This is a genomic window from Paenibacillus sp. RUD330, assembly GCF_002243345.2.
GTDB lineage: Bacteria > Bacillota > Bacilli > Paenibacillales > Paenibacillaceae > Paenibacillus_O.
On record NZ_CP022655.2, the window covers coordinates 2,392,428 to 2,417,119 of the forward strand.

Consider the following 24,692-nt stretch of genomic DNA (forward strand, 5'->3'; position numbering starts at 1 on the left):
CCGCCGGCGGCGGTTGCGGATGCTGCCATCTCCTGCATCATGTTCAAAGGCATGATTGGGAGGAGAGACCCCCGATCCGCAGCGGCTTCATTGCTCCCATCGAGCAAGCGGGACCCATGTGCCTTGCGACCGCCTCCCACAGAAGCGGCCTTTGTTTTTCTTAAACTTTCCTCATTTTCCGATTTAACCTCCGAGCCCATGCTACAATACAGTGAGTTTTGGTCCATCCAATTATTGGGTAATGATTCTTGTCGAAGGCGGCAGGATTATGAGGTTCCTTATCGAATTGGAATCTATACAGAATGAGATCCGCCATTCCGAAATACTCATAAGAGGCCGCCCGAACTTTTTTTCTTCAGACAGCGCAACTTTCTGCAGCCGCTCCGGTACAATTGTTTAACCGGAACGGAATATTTGCAGGTGAGGAGGTACTACCGCCTGTCATGCTTGATTCCGAACTTATCCGGCAAATCAAAGACGGAAATATTGAGCTCTATTCCGAATTAATGAGGCGTTACCAGCGCAAGATCATGTCCTTCATCCTTCATATGCTGCGAAGCTCCAAGATGGAGCTTGCCGCGGAGGACCTGTGCTCCGAAACCTTCTACAAGGCCTATCGAAGCCTGAGCTCCTTCCGTGAGGTGGATGCCCAATTCTCCACCTGGCTGTACACCATCGCGCGCAATACGGTGCTCAGCGAGCTGCGCAAGCAGCGCAGCATACATATCCCTCTCGAAGAGAGCGGGCTGATGCCGGCAGCGCCGGAGGAAGCCGCTCCCGAGCAGCAGATCCTTCAGGGGGAGCGCATGACGCTCGTGAGAGATGCGATCCGCACCTTGCCCGAGAAGCAGCGTTCCGCGCTTGTGCTGAGAGAATATGACGGGTTGGATTATCAGGAAATCGCTGATATTCTTGGAGGCACGGTCAGCTCGGTCAAATCCTTGCTCTTCCGCGCCAGAAGCAGCGTGAAGGTGCAGCTGGAGCCTTACTTCGAAGAGGTTGCGAGCGAAGATTTCGAAGGGATGAAGCTGCGATGAAATGCGATGAAGTGCAGGAGGCGCTCGGCCTTTACTGGGATCTCCCCGAAGGCGATCCTTTGAAGCTGTCCGTCGACCTGCATTTGAAGCATTGCATAGCTTGCAAGGAAGATTTCCGCTTGTGGGAGGAAAGCGAGCTGCTGATCAGGCAGCTCGCGGAGGAAGATGAAGCTGCTTCCTGGGAATCCGCTGAGTCAGTCAACCGACAGGTTATGGATCGGATTTATGCGGAAGACGGGTACAATCCCAAGCCGCGCCTGTTTCATCCGCTGGGCAGGCATCTGAACAACCGGGTTTCGGCTGCTGTGGCAGCTTGCCTGGCGATGTTTACGACCAGCTTGTTATATGTGCTGTTAAGCCGCGGCGACGCGGATTCGGAAACGGTTACCCAGACCGGATTGATGGAGACCGCAAGCGCCTCATCGGGCACGATGTTCAAGGCGAGCTTTTCTGCCGACACTCCCGTTGCCCAGGTCAGCGATCCGTTCATACTCAATATCGTGCCGACAACGCCGCAATACTGGATCATCTTGTCCATGCTGGGGCTGGTACTGATTTTGTTCATGCTGAATTGGCTTTCGCGAATTCGCAAATAAGGGTAAGACCGTTTCCGGCTGCATTTGCGGCCGGATTTTTAGGTTCAGAACGAAGGAGAGAATGGACAAGATGATGAAGCTAGGGCTGATCCGTCACGGGAAGACGGATTGGAATGCAGAGGGACGAATTCAAGGCATCACGGACATTCCGCTAAACGGAGAAGGGCGGGATCAGGCCGGAAGGCTTGCGGACAGGCTGCTCAGGGACGGCGACAAATGGGATGGAGTCGTGACCAGTCCTTTGGCGCGTGCGCGGGAAACCGGACGAGTTATCGCCGAGAAGCTGGCCATTCCGCTGCTCGATCCGGAACCGCTTCTGTCGGAGCGCAGCTTCGGTCTTGTGGAGGGAACCAAGGAAGCGGAAAGGATAGAGCGTTGGGGAGCGATGTGGCGGACCCATCCCGATGCGGGCATCGAGTCGGATGAACGCGTGCAGGAGCGTGGTCAAGCGTTCGTCGCCCGCATGGAGGAGCAGTACCCTGATTCCAGGCTGCTCGTCGTCACGCACGGAAGCTACCTCGCCCAGCTGCTGGAAGTTCTCTGCGACGGACTCAGCCAAACCTATCTCAACAACATGTCCTATTCCATTCTTGAGTTCGACGGCAGCAAGTGGACGCCGCTGCTTCATAATTGCACCCTCCATCTCGAGAACTGAGCCGAGTCCGGTTTCATGTCACCTTCGCCTTCCGGCGAAGGTTTTTTTTCGTTCCCGCCATGTCTTAAACTCCGAGGATCTTCCCATAATGGTACTAGCAAATGGCAGGAGGGAAGAGAGAATGAACTTCGCGGATATGCTGGGTTACGCCGATATCGCCCAGCTCAGTCGGATAGCGGACGTATACCAATGCGAGTGCAACGGACATTCCAAAAACGAGCTGATTCAGTCGATCCTCTCCAAGGTGGGATCAAGGGAAGTATTCGAGGCTCAGGTGGGCAGCATGCGTTTGGAAGATTTGCGTTTCATCAACTCTCTGCTATTCGACAAAAGGGAATTGTTCAGCCTGGAAGAGTTGATCGCACGGGTGCAGTCGAGCAAGCTTCAGGACGATGAGGCGTCTGTCGGGGGGCGGATCGCGGAAACGAAGCGTCCGCTTGCGGACAGCGTTCCGAAAAACCGCCGCAAGGGCAAGGCTCAGTCCGTGCCTGAATCGGGGCCCAGGGAAATCATCTCCCGCTTCAAGCAGCAAGGCTGGCTGTTCAACGGAATAAGCGGCCCGGAGCGGTATTTGTTCCAAATCCCGAAAGATCTGAAGGTGAAATTCCGAGATACGCTGAGACGCCGCTTCCGCGAGAGCCTCATCTATGCGGGAGAGCCTTCCGTCTATAGGGATGAGCAGGAGCTGCTCGGCGAGGACGTGCATGCCTTGCTCTCCTATGTCCGCCATCACGAAGTGCCGCTGACGAGAGACGGATATATGCACAGAAGGACAGTCATGCAGATCATGGAGAGCTTCGGCGTGCAGGAAGAGCCCCCGGCCAAGGCGGCATTCCGCTTCGGTTACGGGCGCCGGTTCCGCGAATATCCCGAACGATTCTCGCTGGTCTATGATTATTGCTTCTATAATAAGTGGATCGTGGAAGAAGAGGACGTGCTCGTCTTGTCGGAGAGGGGAGCCGAGGCGCTGTTGGACAGGCGCGCGGCGGCTGCCGAGCAGCTCTACCGCTTCTGGCTCCGGCTGTATAAGGGAGCAGTGCCGAATCTTCTGTCCCTCGCCCATTGGATCGACGATCTGGCGGACCGCTGGGTGACGGCGGATTCGCTCCGCGCCGTCCTGCTTCCCTTCATCAAGCCTTATTACTACGATACGGCCGATGCCGTGATGGACAAGCGGATTCTCATGATGCTTCTGCATCTGGGCATGTTGCGGATCGGGGAAGACGAGAAGCTGGGCACCGTCGTGAAGATGACCAAGCTGGGTAGCGCGGTCGTGGCAGGCGTCCATGTGGAGCATCAGGACGTGCTGCATGTGGAAGCGGGCGGCGGTGCCGTACTCTAGCAAGTCGCGCTCGGGCTGCCGCACATTTGATTGGGGCCGGGCTTCTGTAATCTTCCCGCCGAAGTCCGGCGGAATAGAATGATAGCAGGAAGAATGGCAGCGGGCAGTCTCAACATCTGTACGCTCTACCTGAAAGGAAACTAGCAACGGGCATCAAGAAGATCTGGGAGAGAGCTTGTATAGGTGCACGGATGATTCGATACGGAGGTGTATCCTATGATGGACAAATTGAAAGCGAACTATGAAGTCATGCTGGGTCTGACAGCTGAAATGATCCTGGATGAAGCCTTGCTTAAATTTCGCAGAGCCAAAATCTATGCAGCCATAAACGATGCGCTCGAAACCGGAGACCGGGATCGCTTCCAGAAGCTGTCCGAGGAGTGGAACGCTCTCCGCCGCTGAGCAGTCCCGCTTCACGTCGGCCTTCGGTCCGGCCGCTTCGGCGGCTGGCCGGAGGCTGTCGTTTTTTGCCGCGGCGGAAAGGCCGCAGACACGCAGGCAGCTGCGGCCGAGGAGCGGATATCCGGAGCGGAGCGCTGAGGATGTTGGCAAAAACGTCCCTTCAAGGTAACATAAGGGAGGCGAAAATAACGAAGGAAGTGGAACAGCATGAAATTCAGCGAAATCGAACGTCAGCGCTGGCCCGAGCTGCAGCCGTACATGGACACCTGCCTGCTTCCGGTCACCGGTCTTTCCGGCACGGAATCTCCTTGGCAGGCGGCTGAGGCGCTCGAGAAGCTGCGCGATCTGCTTGACGCGGCGGAAATTCCGTTCAAGGGCAGAATCATTTCTTATCCGGCCGTGCAGTACCGCCTTAGCGATGACCTGTCCGAGCTGGACGAGCTGTGCAGAAAAGTCAAAAGCGGAGGCTTCCGCTACGTCATCGCCGCATCTGCCGCCGTCGACCTGTCGCGGCTGGAGGAGGCGGACCTCGCGCTCGGCCCGGACGACAGCGGCGCGCTGCCTGGGCCTTCCGACATCTCCTTGCGGATCCGGGAGTTGTGGAAAGCCTAAACGAATGGAATGAAGCTTACTCGACGAAACGGATGCATAATTTCTTTTCGCGAAGGGGAAACCATTTGTCAGGGAATGATTGTAAACTCGCCCCGTGCGATCGCCCTCAAATGTGACAAATTAGCAACAAACATGGGAGCGATTTTTGAACAATGAACTTCCAAATTCTTGACGCTCCCAAACGTCTAAAGTATGATAGGAATTGCTTGGTTCGACACGGAATGTCTGGCGGACAAGGCATCCGATATGGTTGCAAAGGGGGTTGAACAGATGAGTACTCACGAAAATCAAGAATCCGCACACGCTCCCGTGAAGCGCAAGGAAATGTCGAGAAGGCAGTTTTTGGCTTACACCCTCGGAGGAGCCAGCGCATTCATGGCCGGCGGCGCCGTCCTGCCCATGATCCGGTTCGCCGTTGATCCGCTGCTGGAGAAACGCTCCGCAGGCAGCTTCGTCAAGGTCGTGGAAGAGAGCAAAGTGAAGGTCGGCGAGCCGACGGAGTTCAAGTTCAAAATCCATCAGGTCGACGGGTGGTATGTAAGCGATCCCGAGCAGGCCGCGTGGATCATGAAGGACGACAACGGCAAGATTTTCGCGCTTTCTCCGATCTGCAAGCACTTGGGCTGCACGATCGGCTGGAACACCGAGAAAAACAACGAATATGTGTGCCCATGCCACGGCGCCCACTACACCGTAGACGGCAAAAACCTGTCTGTAGCGCCGGCTCCTCTTGACGAGTATCAGATCAAGATCGAGAACGGCTTTGTTTACCTGGGCGATATCGTTCCGAACACAAGGGTTTAGGAGGCGTTAATTCAGATGTTTAAAAGCGTATACAACTGGATCGACGAACGTCTTGACGTGACGCCCCTGTGGAGGGATGTTGCGGACCATGAGGTGCCGGAACATGTCAATCCCGCGCATCACTTTTCAGCCTTCGTCTATTGTTTCGGAGGATTGACGTTCTTCATTACCGTTATCCAGATACTGTCCGGCATGTTCCTCACCATGTACTACGTTCCGGATATTATCAACGCTTACGCGAGCGTGGATTATCTTCAGCACAAGGTGCCGTTCGGCTCGATCGTACGCGGCATGCATCACTGGGGAGCCAGCCTCGTTATTGTCATGATGTTCCTACATACGCTTCGCGTCTTCTTCACCGGATCCTACAAGGCTCCGCGCGAGATGAACTGGGTCGTCGGCATGCTGATCTTCTTCATCATGCTTGGACTCGGCTTCACCGGTTACCTGCTTCCTTGGGATAACAAAGCGTACTTCGCAACCAAGGTCGGCATTCAGATCGCCGATTCGGTGCCTTATATCGGGGAGTACATCAAAGTCTTCCTGCAGGGAGGAGACATCGTCGGAGCGACTACGCTGACCAGGTTCTTCGCGATTCACGTGTTCTTCCTTCCAGGCGCCCTGCTGGCTCTGCTGGCTGCGCACTTCTTGATGATCCGCAAGCAAGGCATCGCGGGTCCTCTATAACGGTAGAGGAGGGACTCACATGGCGCACGGCAACAATTCAAACGAAAAAGTCGTTTATGTCGGCGACTCCCGTGTTCGCAAGCGCGAAACCGTCAACAGCATCCCGCCGGACTACACTTCCTTCCCGGGACGTTCGGAAGCCTTCATCCCGAACTTCCTGCTGAAGGAATGGATGGTCGGCTGCGTCGTGCTCGTCGGATTCCTCGTTCTTACGATCGCAGAGCCGCCACCGCTCGGATATCCGGCGGATCCGACCAACTCGGCGTTCATTCCGATGCCGGACTGGTACTTCCTGTTCCTGTACCAGCTGCTGAAGTACCCTTGGGTATCCGGTTCGTACGTTCCGCTCGGCGTTATGGGCGTACCGGGCGTCGCTTTCGGCTCGCTGCTGCTCGCCCCGTTCCTGGATACGGGCAAGGAGCGCCGCTTCTACCGCCGTCCGATCGCAACGGCTCTCATGCTCTTGTCGCTGGTGTCGTGCTACTATCTGACCAAGGTCAGCTGGGACCACTATCAGCATGAGCTCGAGATCACCAATACGGTGCCGGAGCATATCGAGCGCGAGGAAAAAGCCCGCGAAGCGGCCGCTTCCGGCGAGGAACCGCCTTCGGCAACAAAGCCGAAGGAGGACGTCGCTCTCGTCGATGCCGACAACGCCGGTGTGAAGACGATCATGGAAAAGGCCAAATGCATGACTTGCCACGGCACGGACCTCAAAGGCCAAGCCGGAGCGAAGATTCCATCCCTGCACGGCGTCGGCGATCTGCTCGACAAAGCGCAGCTGACGGATATCGTCACCAACGGCAAGGGCGGCATGCCGGCCTTCAAGGACACTCTTTCCGCGGAAGAGATCGATACGCTCACCACTTGGCTCGCCAAGCAAAAAGCGGCTCAATAAGACAACCAGCCTGATCGTTCCCGGACGATCAGGCTTTTTCGTCAACCGACGCTTGTTAGGAATAAAAGGGCGACATGCACGCTAACCAAGGAGGCTCATCGTCTTGTTTTCGAATTTGTTCAGCCGCTATGCTTTGCTGAATCGCCGGTTTCTGTGGCTGCTGCTCGTCGTCAATGCGCTCGGCACCGTGTACGGATATTATTGGTACAAAGGACAGCTGGAAGCGACCGTCGACGCCGGCAATCCGCTCTGGCAGCTTGTTTTCGTTCCGGACAGCCCCACGGCCAGCCTTTTCTTCACCCTGAGCCTGCTATATCTGCTCTTTCCGCCTGTAGATCAGGGACGTCTCGGCAAGACGGTGCGTGTCTTGATCGAAGGTCTTGGAACCGTCACATCGGTGAAATACGGCATCTGGGCGACCACGATGATTCTCGCCGGCGCGGCCCGGGGAGACATGCTGGAGCCTGCGCATTTCATGCTGATGGCTTCCCATCTGGGCATGGCGCTGGAAGCCCTTCTCTATGTCCGTTTCATGGCTGTGGGCAAGATCGCCGCGCTGGCGGCGGCCGGCTGGCTGCTGCTCAACGACTATTGCGATTATCACTACGGCATCTACCCCTATCTGCCAAGCACGCTTGAAAACGATGTGCCCGCAGTGCGTACATTCACGATCGGACTGTCGATATTCAGCCTGCTGGCCGTCTGGCTGGCGCAAACGATCGGGCGCAGGAGGCAAGGGCGCTGACTTCCAAACCCATGGGTGACGATTGGACTCAAGCGCAAAAGGCGGCCGCGCCGAATGATGATTGGACTCAAGCGCAGAAGGCAGCCGCTCCGATTGCCGAGAATCCCCTTCAAGCGTACAAGCCGTACATATCTCCCTATCCGCAAGCATAGTAGTAGGATAGACAGGAGGGATAGGCATGTCCGGCAAATGGACTGGAGTGTGGATCGGATTACTGGCGGGGGCGGCTGCCCTGCTGCTGCTGCATGGTGCGGTGTTCGCATCGGGCAGCGCATACATCGGCAATTCGGAGATCGGCTCGGCGGCCGAGCCCGCGCAACGGTTCCGGAGCACCGCGAACAACCTGTACACGGCCGTCGTGAACGGGGACCGCAGCGGCTCCTATTACGAGCTCGTCAAACTTGCGAAGCTGGCCGGCGACCGCGGCTTGCGCTCGCATGGATATAGCGCCGGCTGGGCGGCGGTCGACAAAAGCCTGTCCGATGCCAAGGCGGCTCTGTCCGCAGGGACGGAACCGGACAGGCTGCTGGAGGCTGCGTCGAGGCTGAGGCTGGCGGCGGACAGCTTGGCGGGAGGCCGCGAGGCGTTGTGGCTGCAGTACGAGCCTCTGCTCAAGGAGGATGCCCGGCAGGTCGCGATCGCTTGGACGACCAGCGGCAGCTTGGCCAAGTCTGCGGCGGCGGCTAGGCTTGCCACTCTCGAGCGGCACTGGGAAGTCATCGAGCCGGCCGCGCTGCTGAGCCGCGATCCGCTTCAGGCCGAGGCGATGAGGGAGGCTGTGGCCTACAGCGGGAAGCTTCTGAAGGCGAGCGGCGACCCTCAGTCCGCTTGGATCATCCAATCGTTCCGTTCCGTTTCGGAGACGGCGGACACGCTCTTCCGCGCCGAAGGGCCGGAAGGCAGGAATGTGGCGGAGCCTGCCGTCGCGCCGCCGGCGAGCCCGATCATGCCGGGAGGCTGGATGCTGTATACGCTCGTGCCGCTCATTGCCGCCGTGCTGGGTTATGCCGGCTGGAGCAATTACCGCGGCGGCCAGCATGGAGTCCGTGTCCATCCGGCCAAGGGAGAGCCGCCAAGCCATAACGGGGTCGCCCGCAAATAAAAGAAGAAGCCTGGCCGGCAACCGGTCAGGCTTCTTCTTTGAATCCTTCTCCAAGCACGTCGTGGACGTCGTTGATCACGATGAATGCCCGAGGGTCGATGCTTCGGACGATCATGCGAAGAGTGCGGATTTCCTGGCGCGACACGACGCAGTAAACGACTTGCTTGTCCGTTTTGGAATAGGCGCCGACGGCGGGGATAAGCGTGACGCCGCGCTCCATCTCCACGGTGATCCTGTCGGCGATCGCCTCGCCGTGCTCGCTGATGATGGAGAACGCCTTGGCCGCATAAGCGCCTTCCTGAATGAAGTCGATCAGCTTGGAGGCGATGAACACGGCGACGAGCGTGTAGAGCACCTTCTCCTTCGGAATGTAGATGAGCGACAGGCCGATGATGATGGCGTCCGACGCCAGGATGATCTGGCCCATGCTCCATCCTTTGGAGCGGGTGAGGATGCGCGCGGCGATATCGACGCCGCCTGTCGTGCCGCCGAAGCGGAAGACGATGCCAAGGCCCATGCCGAGCGTGACGCCGGCATACAGGGCAGCCAGGATGAAATCATGCTCGGCGTAGAAAGGCGCCATCCATCCGGCCGAAATCGCCTTTTCGAAGATAGCCAGAAATACGGATAGGCTGACGGTTCCGATGATCGTCATGACCATGGACAGCTTGCCGAGAATGCGGAGACCGACCAGGAACAGCGGAATGTTCAGGACAAGCGTCGTGATGGACAGCTTCCATCCGAGCGCATAGTTGAGAAGGATGCCGATGCCGGTGACGCCGCCTTCCATGAGCTGGTTCGGGAGGACGAAGTATTGCAGTCCAAAGGCGTAAATGGCGGTTCCCAGCATGATCGGGAAGATGGTGCGATAAATGTAGTTCCATTGAATCCTGGATAATTTGGACATAGACGGTTTCTCCTTGACGATCGCTTGGCTTGCCTGCCGTGGGCGAGGGCCGTTAGTAGGCAGGGGCTTAAATATTGTGTTCAAAACTGCTTTAGGATAACATAGGTAAAGATACCTTGCAAAGAAGGGAACTTGTCCATGAGCGAAAAATCTCTTGCCGCCATCCAGCGGGAAGTCGACGATTACATAAGCCAATTCAAGGAAGGCTACTTCAGCCCCTTGTCCCTCATGGCCAGACTCACGGAGGAATGCGGCGAGCTGGCGAGGGAAATCAACCATACGTACGGAGAGAAGCCCAAGAAGCCGGACGAGGCGGACAATTCCGTCGAGATGGAGCTGGGGGACATCCTCTTCATCCTGAATTGCTTCGCCAATTCGCTGAACATCGATCTGACGAAGGCGCATGATTCCGTCATGCACAAGTTCAATACGAGGGACGCGGACCGCTGGACCCGCAAAAACGGCGAACCGCAATAAAGCCCCAGGCATATGCTGTACCATCATCCTCTGAGAAGGAAGGTGGGCGGATGGACGGGGAAAGCTGCATCAGGAAAGCATACGAATCCATACTCGGCGGCGACTTCGACGGCGCGATCGGATGGTTCCGGCAAGCAATCGACCTGGAGCCTGACAATGCGTCTTTTCATTATAAATGCTCCGTCTCCTGCACGCGCAGCGGCAGATGGGAGCTGGCCCTTCATCATGCCAAGCTTGCCAGCGAGCTGGACCCTGCTCATGCGGAGTACCGGTTCCACTTGGATGTCGTGGACTCCCGCAGGCTCGTCTCGGATGCCAAGCTGCTGCTGGCTGCCGGCGCTGCCCATGCCTCCGAGGCTCTTCTGTTCGCCCAGGAGGCCCGGCTGCTGGATCCGCTCAACGCCGAGGCCAGCCTCGCGGCGGGACAGTGCTATTACGTGCTCAACCGGCTCCAGGATGCAAAAGATTGCGTGATGGAAGCATGCAGGCTGGATCCTTCCTCCGAGGAAGCCCGAATCCTGCTGCGCAAGCTGAACCGGGCGATCAAGCCGACGAACAAGCCGCGCTGAAGCGGTATGGAGCAAGCCGACTATTTAACTCGAGGTGATCGATATCATGAATACTCCTATCAAAGTGGCGGTAGCCGGCGCTTCCGGAAGAATGGGCCGAGAAGTCGTCAAGCTGGCCCTGCAGGATGAAAGCTTCCAGCTGACGGGAGCCATGTCCCCGTCGGCCGGCGCTGTCGACGCGGGCCGTCTTGTCGGTCTCGAGCCATGCGGCGTGACGGTGTCTCCATCGCTGGAGGCGATGCTGGACAGCGGAGAAATCGACGTTCTCGTCGATTTCACCGTGCCGCAGTCCGCTTATTCCAACACGCTGGAAGCCGTGACGCGCGGAATCCGGCCCGTCGCCGGCGTGACAGGCTTTACTCCGCAGCAGATCGACGAGCTGGACGAGCTGTGCAAGCAGCAGGGAATCGGCGGGCTGATCGCTCCGAATTTCTCCGTCGGGGCGATCCTGATGATGAAATTCGCCGCGGAAGCCTCCAAACATTTTCCCCATCTTGAAATCATCGAATACCACGGGGACCAGAAGCTCGACGCCCCCTCCGGCACTTCGATCAAGACGGCCGAGCTTATCTCCGAGGCGCGGCGCGAGCTGAAGCAGGGCAATCCCCGCGAGGAAGAGACGATCGAGGGCGCCCGCGGCGGCTACTACGACGGCTTCAGAATCCACAGCGTGAGGCTGCCCGGCGTGTTCGCCCAGCAGGAGGTCGTCTTCGGAGCGTTCGGGCAGACGCTCAAGATCCGCCACGATTCCTATGACAGAGCCGGCTATATGCCTGGCGTCGCCCATGCGATCAAGAAAGTGATGACCTATGAAGGCCTTATCTACGGATTCGAACATATCATGGAACCGTGACTGCGACAGAACAAACGCATCGAACATGAAGGAGTGAGAGCGATGCTTAGCATTGCATTTATCGCGCATGACCGCAAAAAAGACGAGATGGTCAACTTCGTCACCGCTTACGAGGAAGCGTTCATCGGCAACAAGCTGTATTCGACAGGCACGACGGGCTCGCGCATCATGGAGAAGACCTCCCTCAACATCCACCGCTATATGTCGGGTCCGCTCGGCGGAGACCAGCAGATCGGAGCGCTCGTCGCCCAGGACGAGCTCGACCTCATCATTTTCCTGCGGGATCCGCTCATGGCACAGCCGCATGAGCCTGATATCATCGCCCTGCTGCGCCTCTGCGATGTCCAAGGCATACCGGTAGCGACCAATATCGCGACCGCGGAGCTGCTCGTTAAGGCGATGCAGCGAGGGGACTTCGCTTGGCGCGAGCTGGTCCACAAGTACAAGCCGGAGTAAGAGGATGAGACAGCAGACAGACATCCTCGTCTTCGGCGCCCATGCGGACGATGCCGAGATCGGCATGGGCGGCACGATCCTGAAGCATACCGATGCCGGAATGACGGTCGGAATCTGCGATTTGACGGAATCGGAGATGAGCTCCAACGGAACCGTCGGGCTGCGCAAGCAGGAAGCCGAGGCTGCCGCCAGAATACTCGGTCTGACCGTCCGCAGCTGTCTGGGGCTTCCCGACCGCGGCCTGACGGGGGAGACATCCCAGCTGGCCGCCATCACCAAGGAAATCAGGCTGCGCAAGCCTAGAATCGTGTTCGCTCCCTATTGGCAGGACCGCCATCCGGATCACAACGCGGCCAGCGCCATGGTCGAAGAAGCGGTATTCAACGCCAAGCTGAGACGATATTTGCCGGATTCGGACCTGGAGCCGGTCAACGTGGAGCAGCTTGTGTTTTATTATATCAATGACCAGCGCGACATCGCCTTGACCGTGGACATCAGCAGCTTCATCGGCCGCAAGCTCGAAGCGCTCTCGGCGTACCAATCGCAGTTCGCCCCGGCAGCCGCAGGCGACGGCAGGGTCGACACGCCGCTGACCCAAGGTTATGTCAAGCGGGTCGAATATCGCGACTACCTGACCGGACAAGCGGCGGGCTGCTCGCATGCGGAAGGCTTCGCGCTCAAGAAGCCGCATCCGGTGTCGCATTTTATCGGCTGATGCCTAAAGCCCCGGTTGGGGGAATACATATGGAAGCAGAGCGCCACGAGCGGGAGGAACCCACATGACCAGAAAACTGAAAATCGGGATTACCTGCTACCCGACCCTAGGCGGATCGGGCGTAGTCGCGACGGAGCTCGGCAAGCTGCTGGCCGAGAACGGACATGAAATCCATTTCATCACGCACAGCATTCCTTTCCGGCTGGGCCAGTTCCACAAAAATATTTTCTTCCACGAGGTCGAAGTCAACAATTATTACGTCTTCCGCTATCCTCCCTACGATCTCAGCCTGGCCAGCAAGATGGCTCAGGTCGCGGAGATGCAGAAGCTCGACATCCTGCATGTCCACTATGCGATTCCTCATGCCGTATGCGCGTTTCTGGCCAAGCAGATCCATGGCAAAGGCCTGAAAACGGTGACGACGCTCCATGGCACCGACATTACGGTGCTGGCGCAGGATGAGTCGCTGAAGGACCTGATCCGTCTCGCCATTCACGAGAGCGACGCGGTGACGGCCGTCTCCCAGGATCTGATCCGCGAGACGAGGGAGCTTCTGGACATCACGACTCCGATCGACCTGACCTACAACTTTGTGGACAAAAGAGTCTATTATCCCCGGGATACATCCAGCCGGAGAGGCGATTACGCCGCGCCGGACGAGAAAATCCTGATGCATATCTCCAACTTCCGTCCGGTCAAGCGGGTCGGCGATGTCATCGACATCTTCCGCCGGGTATCGGAGCATGTCCCTTCCAAGCTGCTGCTCGTTGGAGAAGGGCCCGAGCTGTCGCGCATCCAGTGCCAGATCCGCGAGATGGGCATGGAGGACAGGGTGCATTTTCTCGGCAAGCAGGAGGATGTGGCCGAAGTCATTTCCCTGGCGGATCTCATGCTGCTTCCCTCCGAGAAGGAAAGCTTCGGCCTTGTTGCGCTTGAAGCGATGGGCTGCGGAGTTCCGACGATCGGGTCCACGGCAGGAGGCATTCCCGAGCTCGTCTCGCATGGAGAGACCGGCTTCCTGTCGCCGATCGGCGATACGGCCGATATGGCGCGCAATGCCGCGAGGCTGCTGACGAACCCGTCCATGTACGATCAATTCCGCAGCGCGTGCATCCGGCGCGCTTACGGCGAATTCTGCAACGAGAGGATCACGCGCGAATACGAGAAGATCTACTACCGGGTGCTCGGCATGGAGGCGGAGCTTCCCGTTCCGGCTTGCGAGGGATGAAAGGGGAGACCATCATGCCTCTTCCTGCAGAGATGCGGCATGCGGCTCCTGTGCTCCTGAGGCTGCAGGAGGCCGGCCACACCGCCGTATTCGTGGGCGGCTGCGTCCGCGACATGCTGCTTGGGCTGCCGCTCAAGGATGTCGACATCGCGAGCTCCGCTTCTCCGGAGGAAGTGATGGAGCTGTACCCGAACAGCATTCCGACCGGCCTTCAGCATGGAACCGTGACCGTGCGGCATGGGGGAGAGCTGTACGAGGTGACGACCTTCCGCACGGAGGGGGAGTACGCCGACCACCGGCGTCCGTCCGAGGTATCGTTCATCCGGGAGCTTGCAGGCGACCTGCAGAGGCGCGACTTCACGATCAATGCGATGGCTCTGCATCACGACGGAACTCTGGAAGATCCGTACGGCGGCATGGCGGATCTCAGGCGCGGTCTTATCCGCGCGGTAGGGAATCCCGAAGCCCGCTTCGGCGAGGACGCGCTGCGGATGCTGCGGGCGGTACGGTTCGCGGCGGTCTACGGCTTCCGGCTGTCCCACTCGACCTGGCGGGCATTGCTCGGCCATCGAGGCAGCCTGAAGCATGTCGCGATGGAAAGAATCGGCCTGGAGCTTGACCGCATCGCCGAGAAGGGGAGCATCCGATCCGGCGCTTCCTGGCTATATGCTAGCGGACTCCTGGAATGCTTGAAGGAGCCTCTGCCGCTCCCCGGTCCGGCCCATCAGCATGTTAAGCCGAAGCACGGACAAAAAGAGGCGGCCGACAGCCTGCTCGGCAGGCTTGCCGCCCTGGACAAGCTCGCGGACGGGGAGCAGCGCTGGCAAGGGCTGTTCATCGTTCTCGGGATGGACAAGGACTTGGCCGGGGAGTGGTTCCGGCGGCTGCGGTATTCGCGTGCCCGCAAGGAGAAGCTGGAATCCGTGCTTTCGATCCATCGCCGGATGGCCGGCTCGGGTGACAAGCCCGCCGCTGCGGAATGGCATGCCGCTGTGCTCGGCATCGGAGCGGAGGCGGCCGAGAGCTGGCTTCGCCTGATGGAGGCGGCGGCTTCCGCAGGACTTGGACTTGATTTCGAAGCGCTGCCTACCGGCTGCGAATCTGCCGCCGCGGAGATCCGGGTCTGGATGGAGCGGATGCCGGTGCGCGGCATCGGCGGCTTGGCGGTGGACGGCAAGGACATCCAGCAGGTGATCGGGACGCGGCCGGGACCTTGGATGGGCAGGCTGCTGGAGCGGCTGGCCCTTGAGGCTGCCGGAGGTGCGGTGCCGAACGAACAGAAGCCTTTGCTGGACCGGGCGGCAGAGCTGCATGAACAGAAGCAAGGAGGCGCGCCGTCATGAATACGGAAAAACTGCTTCGATTATTCGAGGAGAGCGGCGGCGAATTCCTTTCGGGGGAAGCGGTCAGCAGGGAGCTTGAGGTGAGCCGGACGGCCGTCTGGAAGCAGATCCGCAAGCTGGAGGAGGCGGGCTTTGTCTTCGAGGCTTCCCGCAAGCGGGGATACAGGCTGATATCGAAGCCGGACCTGTTGACGGAGGAGCGGATAGCCGCCCATCTGCAGACCCGGGAATTCGGCCGCAGGCTGCTGCTGATGGACAAGGTGGATTCAACCCAGAACATCGCAGCCAAGCTCGCTGAACAAGGAACAGAGGAAGGGACGCTCGTGCTGGCGGAGCAGCAGCTGAGCGGCCGCGGCCGGATGGGCCGGGGCTGGGTGTCGCCATACGGCAAGGGGCTCTGGATGAGCCTGGTGCTTCGTCCGCCGCTTCCGGTCAGCAGCGCGCCGCAGCTGACCCTGCTGACGGCGGTCGCCCTGTGCCGGGCTCTCAGGCTGCAGACGGGGCTGGATATCGGCATCAAATGGCCCAACGATCTGCTGCATGAAGGCAAAAAGCTGAGCGGCATCCTGCTGGAATCGGCAGCCGAGGACGAGCGGATCCGCCATATCGTGGCCGGCGTCGGCATCAGCGTCAACCTGGCCGAAGGCGACTATCCGAATGAGCTGCTGGAGCGTGCGGCATCGCTGCGCATCGCGGCAGGCCGTACATTCGACCGGGCGATGATCGCCGCCGCCTTCCTGAACGAATGGGAGTCGCTGTACGAGGTTTATCTGGCGGAAGGATTCGCTCCGGTCAAGCTTCTGTGGGAAGCCTTGTCGGTGTCGCTTCATCGCAAGACCGTCATCTCCACGCCTCAAGGAGAGATCCGGGGAACGCCTTCCGGTCTCCATGAGAGCGGAGCGCTGCAGGTCGAGCTCGAGGACGGCACGATCAGGGCGTTGTTCTCGGCCGAGATGGGCGAGCCCGTGCCATCCTGATCGTTCAAGCCGGTCCTGCAAGGGGCCGGCTTTTGGCTTCGTTTACGGAGATGGATGGATCTGTTATACTGGTGGTGACCGGGCGGTATCGACAAGATCCGAACCGCACTGGCACAGCCGGGCAGAAGGTCGGTACATCTGCCGTTTCACAGAAGGAATGTTGCATGACCAGCAGTGCGTTGACTTTTGCTCTGAGCCGCTTCAGGACCGAGACAAGAGGAAAGCCCGCAGGCGTTTTTGACATCCTTTTTCGGGCTGGATCTTTTAGCGGCGGCTAAAAGGTTTTTTTGTGTTCACACTAACCTGGATGGGTACCGAAAGGGGAACAACGCGAAATGAAACAAGCGCTAACGATTACGAAACTGCAAAAAATGAAGGCAGAGGGAGAGCCGATCACGATGGTGACGGCATACGATTACCCGTCGGCCAGACTGGCAGAAGAAGCGGGAATCGACACCATTCTCGTCGGCGATTCGCTCGGAAATGTCGTGCTCGGGTATGACACGACCGTACCGGTGACGCTGGACGATATGATATATCACGCGCGGTCGGTCGCGCGCGGAGCGCAGAACACGTTCCGCATCGTCGACATGCCGTTCATGACGGCGCGCATCAGCCGGGAGGAGACTCTCCGGGGGGCGGGCCGGCTCATGCAGGAAGGCCATGCCCATTCCGTCAAGATCGAGGGCGGCGAGGAGATCGCCGAGCATGTCGCCGCTTGCGTGCAGGCCGGCATTCCCGTCATCGGGCATATCGGCCTGACGCCCCAGTCCGTGCACCAGCTGGGCGGATACAAGATCCAAGGCAAGCTGGAGGCCGAGGCGGCCCGCCTCGAAGCCGACGCGCTCGCCCTGCAGCAGGCAGGCGCTTATGCGGTCGTCCTTGAGCTCGTCACGGAACCGATCGCGACGGCCATCTCCGGCAAGCTCACGATTCCGACGATCGGAATCGGAGCCGGTCCCGGCTGCGACGGGCAAGTGCTCGTCTACCACGACCTGATCCAGTACGCATCTCCATACCGCGCGAAGAAATTCGTGAAAACCTACGCCGATGTCGGATCGACAATCCGCGAGGCGCTCGGCCAGTATGTCAGCGAAGTCAAGGGCCGCAGCTTCCCTGCGGCCGAGCACACTTTCGGAGCCGCCGCGGCCGCGCCGGTCGGCGCTCTGTACGGAGGCGAGCGGAAATGAGCGCAACGGCTGTGAAAACAGGTCCTCTCGTGCTGAGGACCATTTCTTCCCTCCGGGAGGAGCTGTCCGCCCGAAGGGCGGCCTTGCCGCAGCTCCAGACCGGCCTTGTGCCGACGATGGGCTATCTCCATGACGGACACGGCAGCCTGATCCGCCGCTCCGCGGCGGAAAACGGCCTGACCGTCCTGAGCATCTTCGTCAATCCGCTGCAGTTCGGACCGAACGAGGATCTCGACCGCTATCCGCGCGACGAGGAACGCGATCTGCTCCTCGCGCGCCAGCAAGGCGCCGATATCGTCTTCATGCCGAGCGTAGAGGAGATGTATCCGCGCAAGCCGCTGACGAGAGTGCTGGTCTCCGAGGTGACCGAAGCTCTTTGCGGCGCTTCCCGTCCCGGCCATTTCGACGGGGTCGGCACGGTCGTAAGCAAGCTGCTCCATCTGGTGAAACCTCAGAAAGCCTACTTCGGGTTGAAGGACGCCCAGCAGGTGGCGGTCGTGCAGCAGATGGTCGACGATCTCAACATCGACGTCGAGATCGTGCCCTGCCCGACGGTCAGGGAGCAGGACGGATTGGCGCTGAGCTCGCGCAATGTCTATCTGACGCCGGAGCAGCGCGAACAGGCGCTCGTCCTTTCCCGGACGCTGCGCGCCGCTGCCATCTGGGCCGAGGAGCCCGGCATGACGGCCGGCGGTCTGGAAGCGCGGGTGAGGTCGGCTATCGCCGAAGCGCCGCTTGCCGCCATTGACTATGCGGAGCTGAGAAGCTATCCTTCATTGGAGGCGCTGCTTCCCGGCCGCAAGCTGAGCGACTTCGGACAGCCGATGCTGCTCGCGCTTGCGGTGAAGTTCGGCTCGACGAGACTGATCGACAACGCTATACTCCACTGACAGGAGGTCAGGACTTATGTTCCGGACAATGATGAAATCCAAGCTGCACCGCGCGACGGTGACGGAAGCGAACCTGAACTATGTAGGAAGCATCACTATAGATGAAGCTCTGATGGAAAAGGCGGATCTCTGGGCGAACGAGAAAGTCCAGATCGTCAACAACAACAACGGGGCCAGGCTGGAGACGTATATCATTCCAGGTCCGCGGCATTCGGGCGTCATCTGCCTCAACGGAGCGGCGGCCCGCCTCGTGCAGCCGGGCGACAAGGTCATCATCATTTCCTATGCGGCCATGTCCGAAGAGGAAGCCCGCGCCTACAAGCCGAAGGTAGTCATTCTGGACGACCACAACCAGCCGGTCCAGGTTATGGATGAAGAAGTTCACGCCGTCATCATTTAATCCTTATCCTTACGTCTAAGGGAACTGTTCCGCAGGGTATACAAAAGGGCGCCAAAACACAGAATGAGGGTACCGGAGAGAGCTTGACCGGTCATTGCTGTCATTTGAATAGCCTTTATTCCCTGTGGAAGGCGGGTGTCCGGGATGTTTCAACAGCTGTTTGCCGTTATGAACGATCTGCTGGACGACATCATGCTGCGTTACCCGCATTGCAGCTCCGAAGAACGCAAAGAGATGCTGGAGCAGCTGGCCCAGCTGCGAGGAATCAGCGACCAGTTCATTGAAGAATGGCTTCGCCTGGAAGAGAAGATGGCGGATTTCCGCGAGGAGTTCCCGGCAGCGGCGGCATCCGCAGGCATAACGGCCGGTTCATCCTCGCCTTTGCCTGGAAACACGGGTGCTGGAGGCGCGCAGTCCGCTTCCGCCGCCGCTGTCGGAGCTTCCGACAGCCGGTTCGCAGGCGCCGGCATGGTCACCGCGGCCATGAAGGAAGTTCCCTGCGGTCCGGCGATCGGCAGCGGTGCGGACTTGGCGGCCAAGCCCCAGCAAGGATCGTTCGCCATGGATGTGTCCGGAGACAATGTGGAGAGGATCGCCAAGGGCCAAGGCTACTTCAAGCTCTTCATGTTTCCGCAGGCGGCCAGGCATTTCCAGGAAGCGGTGGAATGCTCCCCGGAATGCGATCTGGCCCGCATGTACTTGGCCATGACGCTGATGCATCTGCAGCAATGGAGCGATGCCGAGCTTCATTTCAAGCTGCTGGTCAGCCTCACGGACCATCCCCGCTGGCAGGCGATCGGTTTCAATGCGCTCGGCTGCATTCAGGCGGTGCGCCTCAACATGGACCATGCGGAGATGCTGTTCCGGCAGGCGCACAAAATCGATCCGGCCTTTGAGGATCCAATAACCAATCTCAAGTCATGCCGGCAGACTCCCGGGCCTTTATCCCTTTATTTCGGGAGTGCGGAGCTGACTTGCCTGTGAGAGGAAGTTTTGCTTCGAATGATCTATGCCGTACTGGATTTAGAAACGACCGGAACCAGCACCGAGGATGAAATCATACAAGTCGGCCTTGTGCTGATGGACGAGGAGTTCAATGTCTTCCAGACACTGAACTCCTTTGTGCGCCCCAGCGGACCGATCCCAGTCTTCATCACCCAGCTTACCGGAATCGACGACGCGATGGTTGCGGATGCGCCCGAGCCCGACGATCTTCTGCTGGAGATGATTCCGCTGCTTCAGGATGCCGTGCTGATCGGCCATAACGTATCCTTTGATGCCGGTTTCCTTAATATGGCTCTCGACAGGGCCGGCTATTCGCCGTTCGACGGCAGGAAGCTCGATACGGTCGAGCTGCTCCGCATGCTCTATCCTTCCCTGAGCTCCTATCAGCTCGGGGCTGTATCCGAGCAGTTCGGCATCCGCCACGATCAGCATCATCGCGCGGACAGCGACGCGATGGCGACGGCGATCCTGTTCGCCGAATGCGTGAAGAAGCTGCGCAGCCTGCCGCTGTTGACGCTGCAGCGGTTCGTGATGCTGAGCGCCGACAACGATCTCGGGTGGTTGCTGCGCGAGGAGCTGGCTCTCCGCGAAGCGTCCACCGCTCTGGATACCGACAGCCACCGCTATTTCCGGCAGTTCGCCATGAAGGCCGGAGAGTGGACGGAAGAGGAGCCCCCCCGCGACGAAGGCAACGAAAAGCCGCTTGAAGGCGTCAGCTTCGAGGACTATCTGGAGCAGGTGCGGGAAGGCTTCACCGCCTTGTTCCCGGACTATGAGGAGCGCGAAGCCCAGCAGACGATGTTCCGCGAGGTGAACGACGCCTTCGAGAACAATCGGCATCTGCTGATCGAAGCCGGGACAGGCACGGGCAAATCGCTCGGCTACTTGATCCCTTCCCTTTATTTCGGCGTCAAGAACGAACGGAAGATTGTCGTCAGCACCCATACGATCAATTTGCAGGAGCAGCTCAGGCAGAGGGATTTGCCGCTGCTCAGGCAGGTGCTTCCTTTCGACTTCCGCGCCAGCGTGTTCAAGGGGAGAGGCAACTACATCTGCCTCCGCAAATTCGAAACCAAGATTCAGTCGCTCGACTTCGCCGCAACGGCCGAGGAGCGGCAGACGGCGTCCCAGATGGTCGTCTGGCTGGGCGAGACGGAGACCGGAGATCAGGAAGAGATCAACTTCGGCAACCGCGGAGGGGAATTCTGGAATACCGTATCGAGCGACGCCGATTCCTGCTTGAACCGGGCATGCCCGTGGTTCAAGCGCTGCTTCTATCACCGGGCCAAGCAGGAGGCGAATCTAGCCGACGTCGTCATCACCAACCATTCGCTTTTATTTACCGATATCAGAGCCGATCACCGCCTTCTTCCGTCTTATGAGTATCTCGTCATCGACGAGGGGCATCAGGTGGAGGAAGTGGCCGGCAAGCATCTCGGACAGCAGCTCAGCTTCTACTCGTTCCTGAACCTGGCGAACCGGCTTGCCAAGGATTCGCGCAGCGGCCTGCTGCCGCAGCTCCGCTCCCACATCCAGGGGGAGAGCGAGGACGAAGTGCCCAAATGGACGGAGCAGCTGGACGAGATCATCCCGCGCTTCGGCTCGCTCAAGGACAGCTGGGAGACGGTCTTCGAGCAGCTCCAGTCGCTGGCGTCCGCCTCTTCCGGCGGAGGCCAGACCGAGACGGGGCAGAGCGTCCTGCGCCTCAAGCCGGGCAGCCTGCCGAGCCAGTGGGAGCCGATCCAGAACGAGGAAGGCATCTACTTCAAGGAAATGAACCGGACGATCAAGGTTCTCGACAAGATGCTCTCGGACATGAAGGACAAGCTGGACGATACGGCGCTTCAAGGGATGCTGACGGATCTCGCGGGAGCGGTCAAGGATGCCGGACGCATCCGGGACGAGCTGCGCGTGTTCGTGCGGGCGGACAAGCCGGAGATGGTATACTGGATCGAGTCCAACCCATCCGCGCGGACGAAGAGCATCCAGCTCAATACGGTTCCGGCCGATGTCAGCGGGCAGATCCGGGAATATTTCTTCGACAGCAAGAAGAGCGTCGTCATCACGTCCGCCACGCTGAGCGTGCAGAAGTCGTTCCAATACGCCGCCGAGCAGCTGGGACTGAACATGGCGGACGAGCGCCGCTCGCGCACCGTCCTGCTGCCCTCGCCGTTCCATTACCGCTCCCAGGCGCTCGTCATGATTCCGCGGAACTTCCCCGCGGTCAAGGGAGCCGCGGCCGATCCGGCCTACCTCAGCGCCCTTGTCGCCTCCTTGTCGGAAGCGGCCCGCGAAACCGGTGGGCGGATGCTCGTTCTGTTCACAAGCTACCGGATGCTGAAGCAGGTGTACGATCCGCTGAAGGAAGCCCTCCAGGGCTCCGGCATTCAGGTGCTGGGACAAGGACTCGACAGCAGCAACCGCAGCAAGCTTACCCGCCGCTTCCGGCAGCAGCCCGAATCCGTGCTGCTCGGGACGAGCAGCTTCTGGGAAGGGGTCGACATTCCCGGCGACGCGCTCATCTGCCTGGCCATCGTCCGTCTGCCGTTCCAGCCGCCGAACCATCCGCTTCAGGAAGCGAAGGCGGAGATGCTTCAGGAATCCGGGCAGAATCCGTTCATGAAGCTGTCCGTGCCGCAGGCGGTCATCCGTTTCAAGCAAGGATTTGGAAGGCTGATCCGAACTTCCCGGGACAAGGGAATCGTCCTTATTTACGATACGAGAGTCATCGAGACGTTTTACGGGAAACACTTCCTTTATTCGCTGCCTGGACCTAAAATTGAACATATGCATGCGGATCAGTTCGTTCCGAGAATGAGGGAATGGCTGTCCGAAGACTCCAAGGAGGCGGTCCGGCAATGAGCAAGCAGGGTAAGGCGATATCGGAGGCGGTCGTCCGCCGGCTCCCCGTTTATTTGCAAGTGCTGGGCGAGCTTCATGTGCGCGACGTGCAGACCGTCAGCTCGCAGGAGCTCGGCCTCAAGCTCGAGCTCAATCCGGCTCAGATTCGCAAGGACCTGGCCTATTTCGGGGAATTCGGGCGCAAGGGCGTCGGGTATGACGTCAACTACCTGATCGAGAAGATCAGAGGCATCCTCAAGCTCGACCAGGTGATGCTCGTCGCGCTCGTAGGGGCCGGCAATTTGGGCCATGCCTTATGCAACTACAGCACGTATTTGAAGGACAATATGAAAATCACGGCGGTGTTCGACGCCAATCCGGCCAAGATCGGCACCCGGATCAACTCGCTGGAGGTGCAGCCGATCGAGCGGCTTCAGCAGGCCGTACAGGAACAGGATATTCAGATCGGCATCATCACGGTGCCGGCAGCGGAAGCTCAGAACGTCGCGGACCGGTTCATCGCGGCCGGCGTCAAGGGGATCCTCAATTTCGCCCCGGTCGTGCTGAAGGCTCCGGAGAAGGTCCGGATCCATTACGCCGATTTTACGACGCAGCTGCTGAGCCTCGCTTATTACATGGATAAGGAAGGAACCGAACATGAGCAAATGGTGGATTGAAAACGGAACCTTCGTCACGATGGACGAAAGACGTCCCGTACTGAAGGGACATATGGTCGTCGAGGACGGGCTGATCGCCTACATAGGGGAAGAACGCCCGGCCGATGCCGACGATATGGCAGTCAAGCTCGACGGGAGCCGCCTCGCGTTCATGCCGGGGCTGATCAACACGCACGGCCACGCGGCGATGTCGCTGCTTCGCGGTTATTCCGACGACGAGGCGCTGCAGACATGGCTGCAGGATTACATGTGGCCGATGGAAGCGAAGTTCCGGGACGAGGACGTCCGGTGGGGAACGTCGCTGGCCGTGCTGGAAATGCTCAAGTCGGGTACGACGACATTCGTCGACATGTACGACCGGATGGACGAGGTCGCCAAAGTCGTCGAGCAGTCCGGTATGAGAGGCGTCCTGATGCGCGGAGCCATCGGGCTGTGCCCGGAGGACGTTCAGCTCCAGAAGCTGGATGAAGCGGTCCGGTTCGCCAAGGATTGGAACGGCCAGGCGAACGGCCGCATCAGGACGATGATGAGCCCGCATGCTCCGTACACTTGTCCTCCGGCGTTCATCGAAAAATTCGTTCAGGCGGCGCATGATCTCGATCTTCCGATGCACACGCATATGTCGGAGACCGCAGCCGAGGTGGAGCAGAACGTCCGCGAATACGGCCTGCGTCCGGTCGAGCATCTGGACCGGCTCGGCTTCTTCTCGCGTCCCTCATTTGTCGCCCACGCCGTCCATCTCACGGATGCGGAGATCGGGCTGCTTGCAGCCAGAGGCGCGGCCGTATCGCACAACCCTGCCAGCAACCTCAAGCTTGCGAGCGGCGTCGCCCGCGTTCCGGATCTGCTCCGGGCCGGCGTCACCGTGTCGCTCGGCACCGACAGCGCCGCCAGCAACAACAACCTCGACCTTTTCGACGAGATCCGGCTTGCGGCTCTGATCCACAAGGGAGTATCCGGAGATCCGACTGTCGTGCCGGCGGCCGAAGCGCTGAAGCTGGCTACTCTCGGCGGAGCGGCTACGATCTCCCAGCCGCTGCTCGGCGCGCTGCAAGCAGGGATGAAAGCCGATTTCATCGCGATCGATACGGATCAGCCGCATTTCTATCCTCAGTCCGATCTGGTCTCCCATCTGGCCTACAGCGGCTCCGGCCGCGATGTCGTCCACGTATGGGTGGACGGCGTCCAGGTCGTCAAGGACGGCGTCAGCACGCTGCTTGACGAGGAACGGATCAAGCATGAAGCCCAGGCCTGCTATGCCAGGCTGACGGGGAACTGATGGCG

At 59.5% G+C, this 24,692-nt stretch carries 27 protein-coding genes; 26 read left to right on the top strand and 1 reads right to left on the bottom strand.

Going from position 1 to position 24,692, the window contains the following annotated elements; genetic code table 11:
- Positions 1-443: 443 nt before the first annotated feature.
- The 11 genes from CIC07_RS10900 (at position 444) to CIC07_RS10950 (ending at position 8,880) form a co-directional block, all read left to right on the top strand.
- Positions 444-1,037, top strand: coding sequence for an RNA polymerase sigma factor (locus tag CIC07_RS10900; RefSeq protein WP_076356363.1), 594 nt, complete (start codon positions 444-446; stop codon positions 1,035-1,037).
- 11 nt (positions 1,038-1,048) lie between these two features.
- Positions 1,049-1,633 (top strand): hypothetical protein, encoded by a 585-nt coding sequence (locus CIC07_RS10905; RefSeq protein ID WP_139334422.1) that lies wholly within the window; start codon positions 1,049-1,051, stop codon positions 1,631-1,633.
- 70 nt (positions 1,634-1,703) lie between these two features.
- Entirely contained in the window at positions 1,704-2,288 is a 585-nt protein-coding gene (locus CIC07_RS10910) for a histidine phosphatase family protein (RefSeq protein WP_327205374.1), read from the top strand.
- Between the two features lie 121 nt (positions 2,289-2,409).
- Positions 2,410-3,630: a hypothetical protein gene (locus CIC07_RS10915; protein ID WP_076356359.1), complete on the top strand. Its 1,221-nt coding sequence runs from the start codon at positions 2,410-2,412 to the stop codon at positions 3,628-3,630.
- A gap of 216 nt (positions 3,631-3,846) precedes the next feature.
- Positions 3,847-4,032: an IDEAL domain-containing protein gene (locus CIC07_RS10920; protein WP_021877924.1), complete on the top strand. Its 186-nt coding sequence runs from the start codon at positions 3,847-3,849 to the stop codon at positions 4,030-4,032.
- 207 nt (positions 4,033-4,239) lie between these two features.
- Entirely contained in the window at positions 4,240-4,644 is a 405-nt protein-coding gene (locus CIC07_RS10925) for a DUF2487 family protein (RefSeq protein WP_076356357.1), read from the top strand.
- 270 nt (positions 4,645-4,914) lie between these two features.
- Complete coding sequence (locus tag CIC07_RS10930) at positions 4,915-5,448, top strand: ubiquinol-cytochrome c reductase iron-sulfur subunit (RefSeq protein WP_021877927.1); 534 nt, start codon at positions 4,915-4,917, stop codon at positions 5,446-5,448.
- Between the two features lie 15 nt (positions 5,449-5,463).
- Positions 5,464-6,135: a menaquinol-cytochrome c reductase cytochrome b subunit gene (qcrB, locus tag CIC07_RS10935; protein ID WP_048746929.1), complete on the top strand. Its 672-nt coding sequence runs from the start codon at positions 5,464-5,466 to the stop codon at positions 6,133-6,135.
- 19 nt (positions 6,136-6,154) lie between these two features.
- Positions 6,155-7,033, top strand: a complete 879-nt coding sequence (locus CIC07_RS10940; RefSeq protein ID WP_076356355.1) for a menaquinol-cytochrome c reductase cytochrome b/c subunit — start codon at positions 6,155-6,157, stop codon at positions 7,031-7,033.
- A 103-nt stretch (positions 7,034-7,136) separates the two neighbouring features.
- Positions 7,137-7,778: a DUF1405 domain-containing protein gene (locus tag CIC07_RS10945; protein ID WP_076356353.1), complete on the top strand. Its 642-nt coding sequence runs from the start codon at positions 7,137-7,139 to the stop codon at positions 7,776-7,778.
- A 178-nt stretch (positions 7,779-7,956) separates the two neighbouring features.
- Positions 7,957-8,880, top strand: coding sequence for a sporulation protein YpjB (locus CIC07_RS10950; protein WP_076356352.1), 924 nt, complete (start codon positions 7,957-7,959; stop codon positions 8,878-8,880).
- Between the two features lie 25 nt (positions 8,881-8,905).
- Here CIC07_RS10950 and CIC07_RS10955 read toward each other — a convergent pair whose 3' ends face one another.
- Positions 8,906-9,787: a YitT family protein gene (locus tag CIC07_RS10955; RefSeq protein ID WP_076356351.1), complete on the bottom strand. Its 882-nt coding sequence runs from the start codon at positions 9,785-9,787 to the stop codon at positions 8,906-8,908.
- Positions 9,788-9,925: 138 nt separating this feature from the next.
- Here CIC07_RS10955 and CIC07_RS10960 point away from each other — a divergent pair, with 138 nt between their 5' ends.
- From CIC07_RS10960 to CIC07_RS11030, 15 genes are all read left to right on the top strand, one after another.
- On the top strand, positions 9,926-10,264 hold the full coding sequence (locus CIC07_RS10960) for a nucleotide pyrophosphohydrolase (protein WP_076356349.1): 339 nt from the start codon (positions 9,926-9,928) through the stop codon (positions 10,262-10,264).
- Between the two features lie 50 nt (positions 10,265-10,314).
- A complete protein-coding gene (locus CIC07_RS10965) occupies positions 10,315-10,833 on the top strand; it encodes a tetratricopeptide repeat protein (protein WP_076356347.1) in 519 nt (172 codons plus the stop codon).
- A 46-nt stretch (positions 10,834-10,879) separates the two neighbouring features.
- Complete coding sequence (gene dapB, locus CIC07_RS10970; protein WP_076356346.1) at positions 10,880-11,686, top strand: 4-hydroxy-tetrahydrodipicolinate reductase; 807 nt, start codon at positions 10,880-10,882, stop codon at positions 11,684-11,686.
- Positions 11,687-11,728: 42 nt separating this feature from the next.
- Positions 11,729-12,142 carry a methylglyoxal synthase gene (locus tag CIC07_RS10975; protein WP_076356345.1) on the top strand — a complete coding sequence of 138 codons (414 nt, stop codon included), beginning with the start codon at positions 11,729-11,731 and terminating at the stop codon, positions 12,140-12,142.
- Positions 12,143-12,146: 4 nt separating this feature from the next.
- Entirely contained in the window at positions 12,147-12,857 is a 711-nt protein-coding gene (bshB1, locus tag CIC07_RS10980; RefSeq protein ID WP_076356344.1) for a bacillithiol biosynthesis deacetylase BshB1, read from the top strand.
- Between the two features lie 64 nt (positions 12,858-12,921).
- Complete coding sequence (gene bshA, locus CIC07_RS10985; RefSeq protein ID WP_076356342.1) at positions 12,922-14,085, top strand: N-acetyl-alpha-D-glucosaminyl L-malate synthase BshA; 1,164 nt, start codon at positions 12,922-12,924, stop codon at positions 14,083-14,085.
- A gap of 14 nt (positions 14,086-14,099) precedes the next feature.
- On the top strand, positions 14,100-15,428 hold the full coding sequence (locus CIC07_RS10990) for a CCA tRNA nucleotidyltransferase (protein ID WP_076357072.1): 1,329 nt from the start codon (positions 14,100-14,102) through the stop codon (positions 15,426-15,428).
- Positions 15,425-16,405 (top strand): biotin--[acetyl-CoA-carboxylase] ligase, encoded by a 981-nt coding sequence (locus tag CIC07_RS10995; protein WP_076356340.1) that lies wholly within the window; start codon positions 15,425-15,427, stop codon positions 16,403-16,405. Before CIC07_RS10990 ends, CIC07_RS10995 begins: the two co-directional genes overlap by 4 nt.
- Before the next feature lie 335 nt (positions 16,406-16,740).
- A complete protein-coding gene (gene panB, locus CIC07_RS11000; protein WP_048749013.1) occupies positions 16,741-17,595 on the top strand; it encodes a 3-methyl-2-oxobutanoate hydroxymethyltransferase in 855 nt (284 codons plus the stop codon).
- Positions 17,592-18,485 carry a pantoate--beta-alanine ligase gene (gene panC, locus CIC07_RS11005; protein WP_076356338.1) on the top strand — a complete coding sequence of 298 codons (894 nt, stop codon included), beginning with the start codon at positions 17,592-17,594 and terminating at the stop codon, positions 18,483-18,485. Before panB ends, panC begins: the two co-directional genes overlap by 4 nt.
- A gap of 16 nt (positions 18,486-18,501) precedes the next feature.
- Complete coding sequence (gene panD, locus CIC07_RS11010) at positions 18,502-18,885, top strand: aspartate 1-decarboxylase (RefSeq protein ID WP_076356336.1); 384 nt, start codon at positions 18,502-18,504, stop codon at positions 18,883-18,885.
- A 144-nt stretch (positions 18,886-19,029) separates the two neighbouring features.
- On the top strand, positions 19,030-19,869 hold the full coding sequence (locus CIC07_RS11015; protein ID WP_076356334.1) for a hypothetical protein: 840 nt from the start codon (positions 19,030-19,032) through the stop codon (positions 19,867-19,869).
- Between the two features lie 18 nt (positions 19,870-19,887).
- Positions 19,888-22,752: an ATP-dependent DNA helicase DinG gene (gene dinG, locus CIC07_RS11020; protein WP_076356332.1), complete on the top strand. Its 2,865-nt coding sequence runs from the start codon at positions 19,888-19,890 to the stop codon at positions 22,750-22,752.
- Positions 22,749-23,408 carry a redox-sensing transcriptional repressor Rex gene (locus CIC07_RS11025; protein WP_076356330.1) on the top strand — a complete coding sequence of 220 codons (660 nt, stop codon included), beginning with the start codon at positions 22,749-22,751 and terminating at the stop codon, positions 23,406-23,408. The genes dinG and CIC07_RS11025 overlap by 4 nt, the downstream gene beginning before the upstream one ends.
- On the top strand, positions 23,389-24,687 hold the full coding sequence (locus CIC07_RS11030) for an amidohydrolase (protein ID WP_076356328.1): 1,299 nt from the start codon (positions 23,389-23,391) through the stop codon (positions 24,685-24,687). The genes CIC07_RS11025 and CIC07_RS11030 overlap by 20 nt, the downstream gene beginning before the upstream one ends.
- Positions 24,688-24,692: the final 5 nt, after the last annotated feature.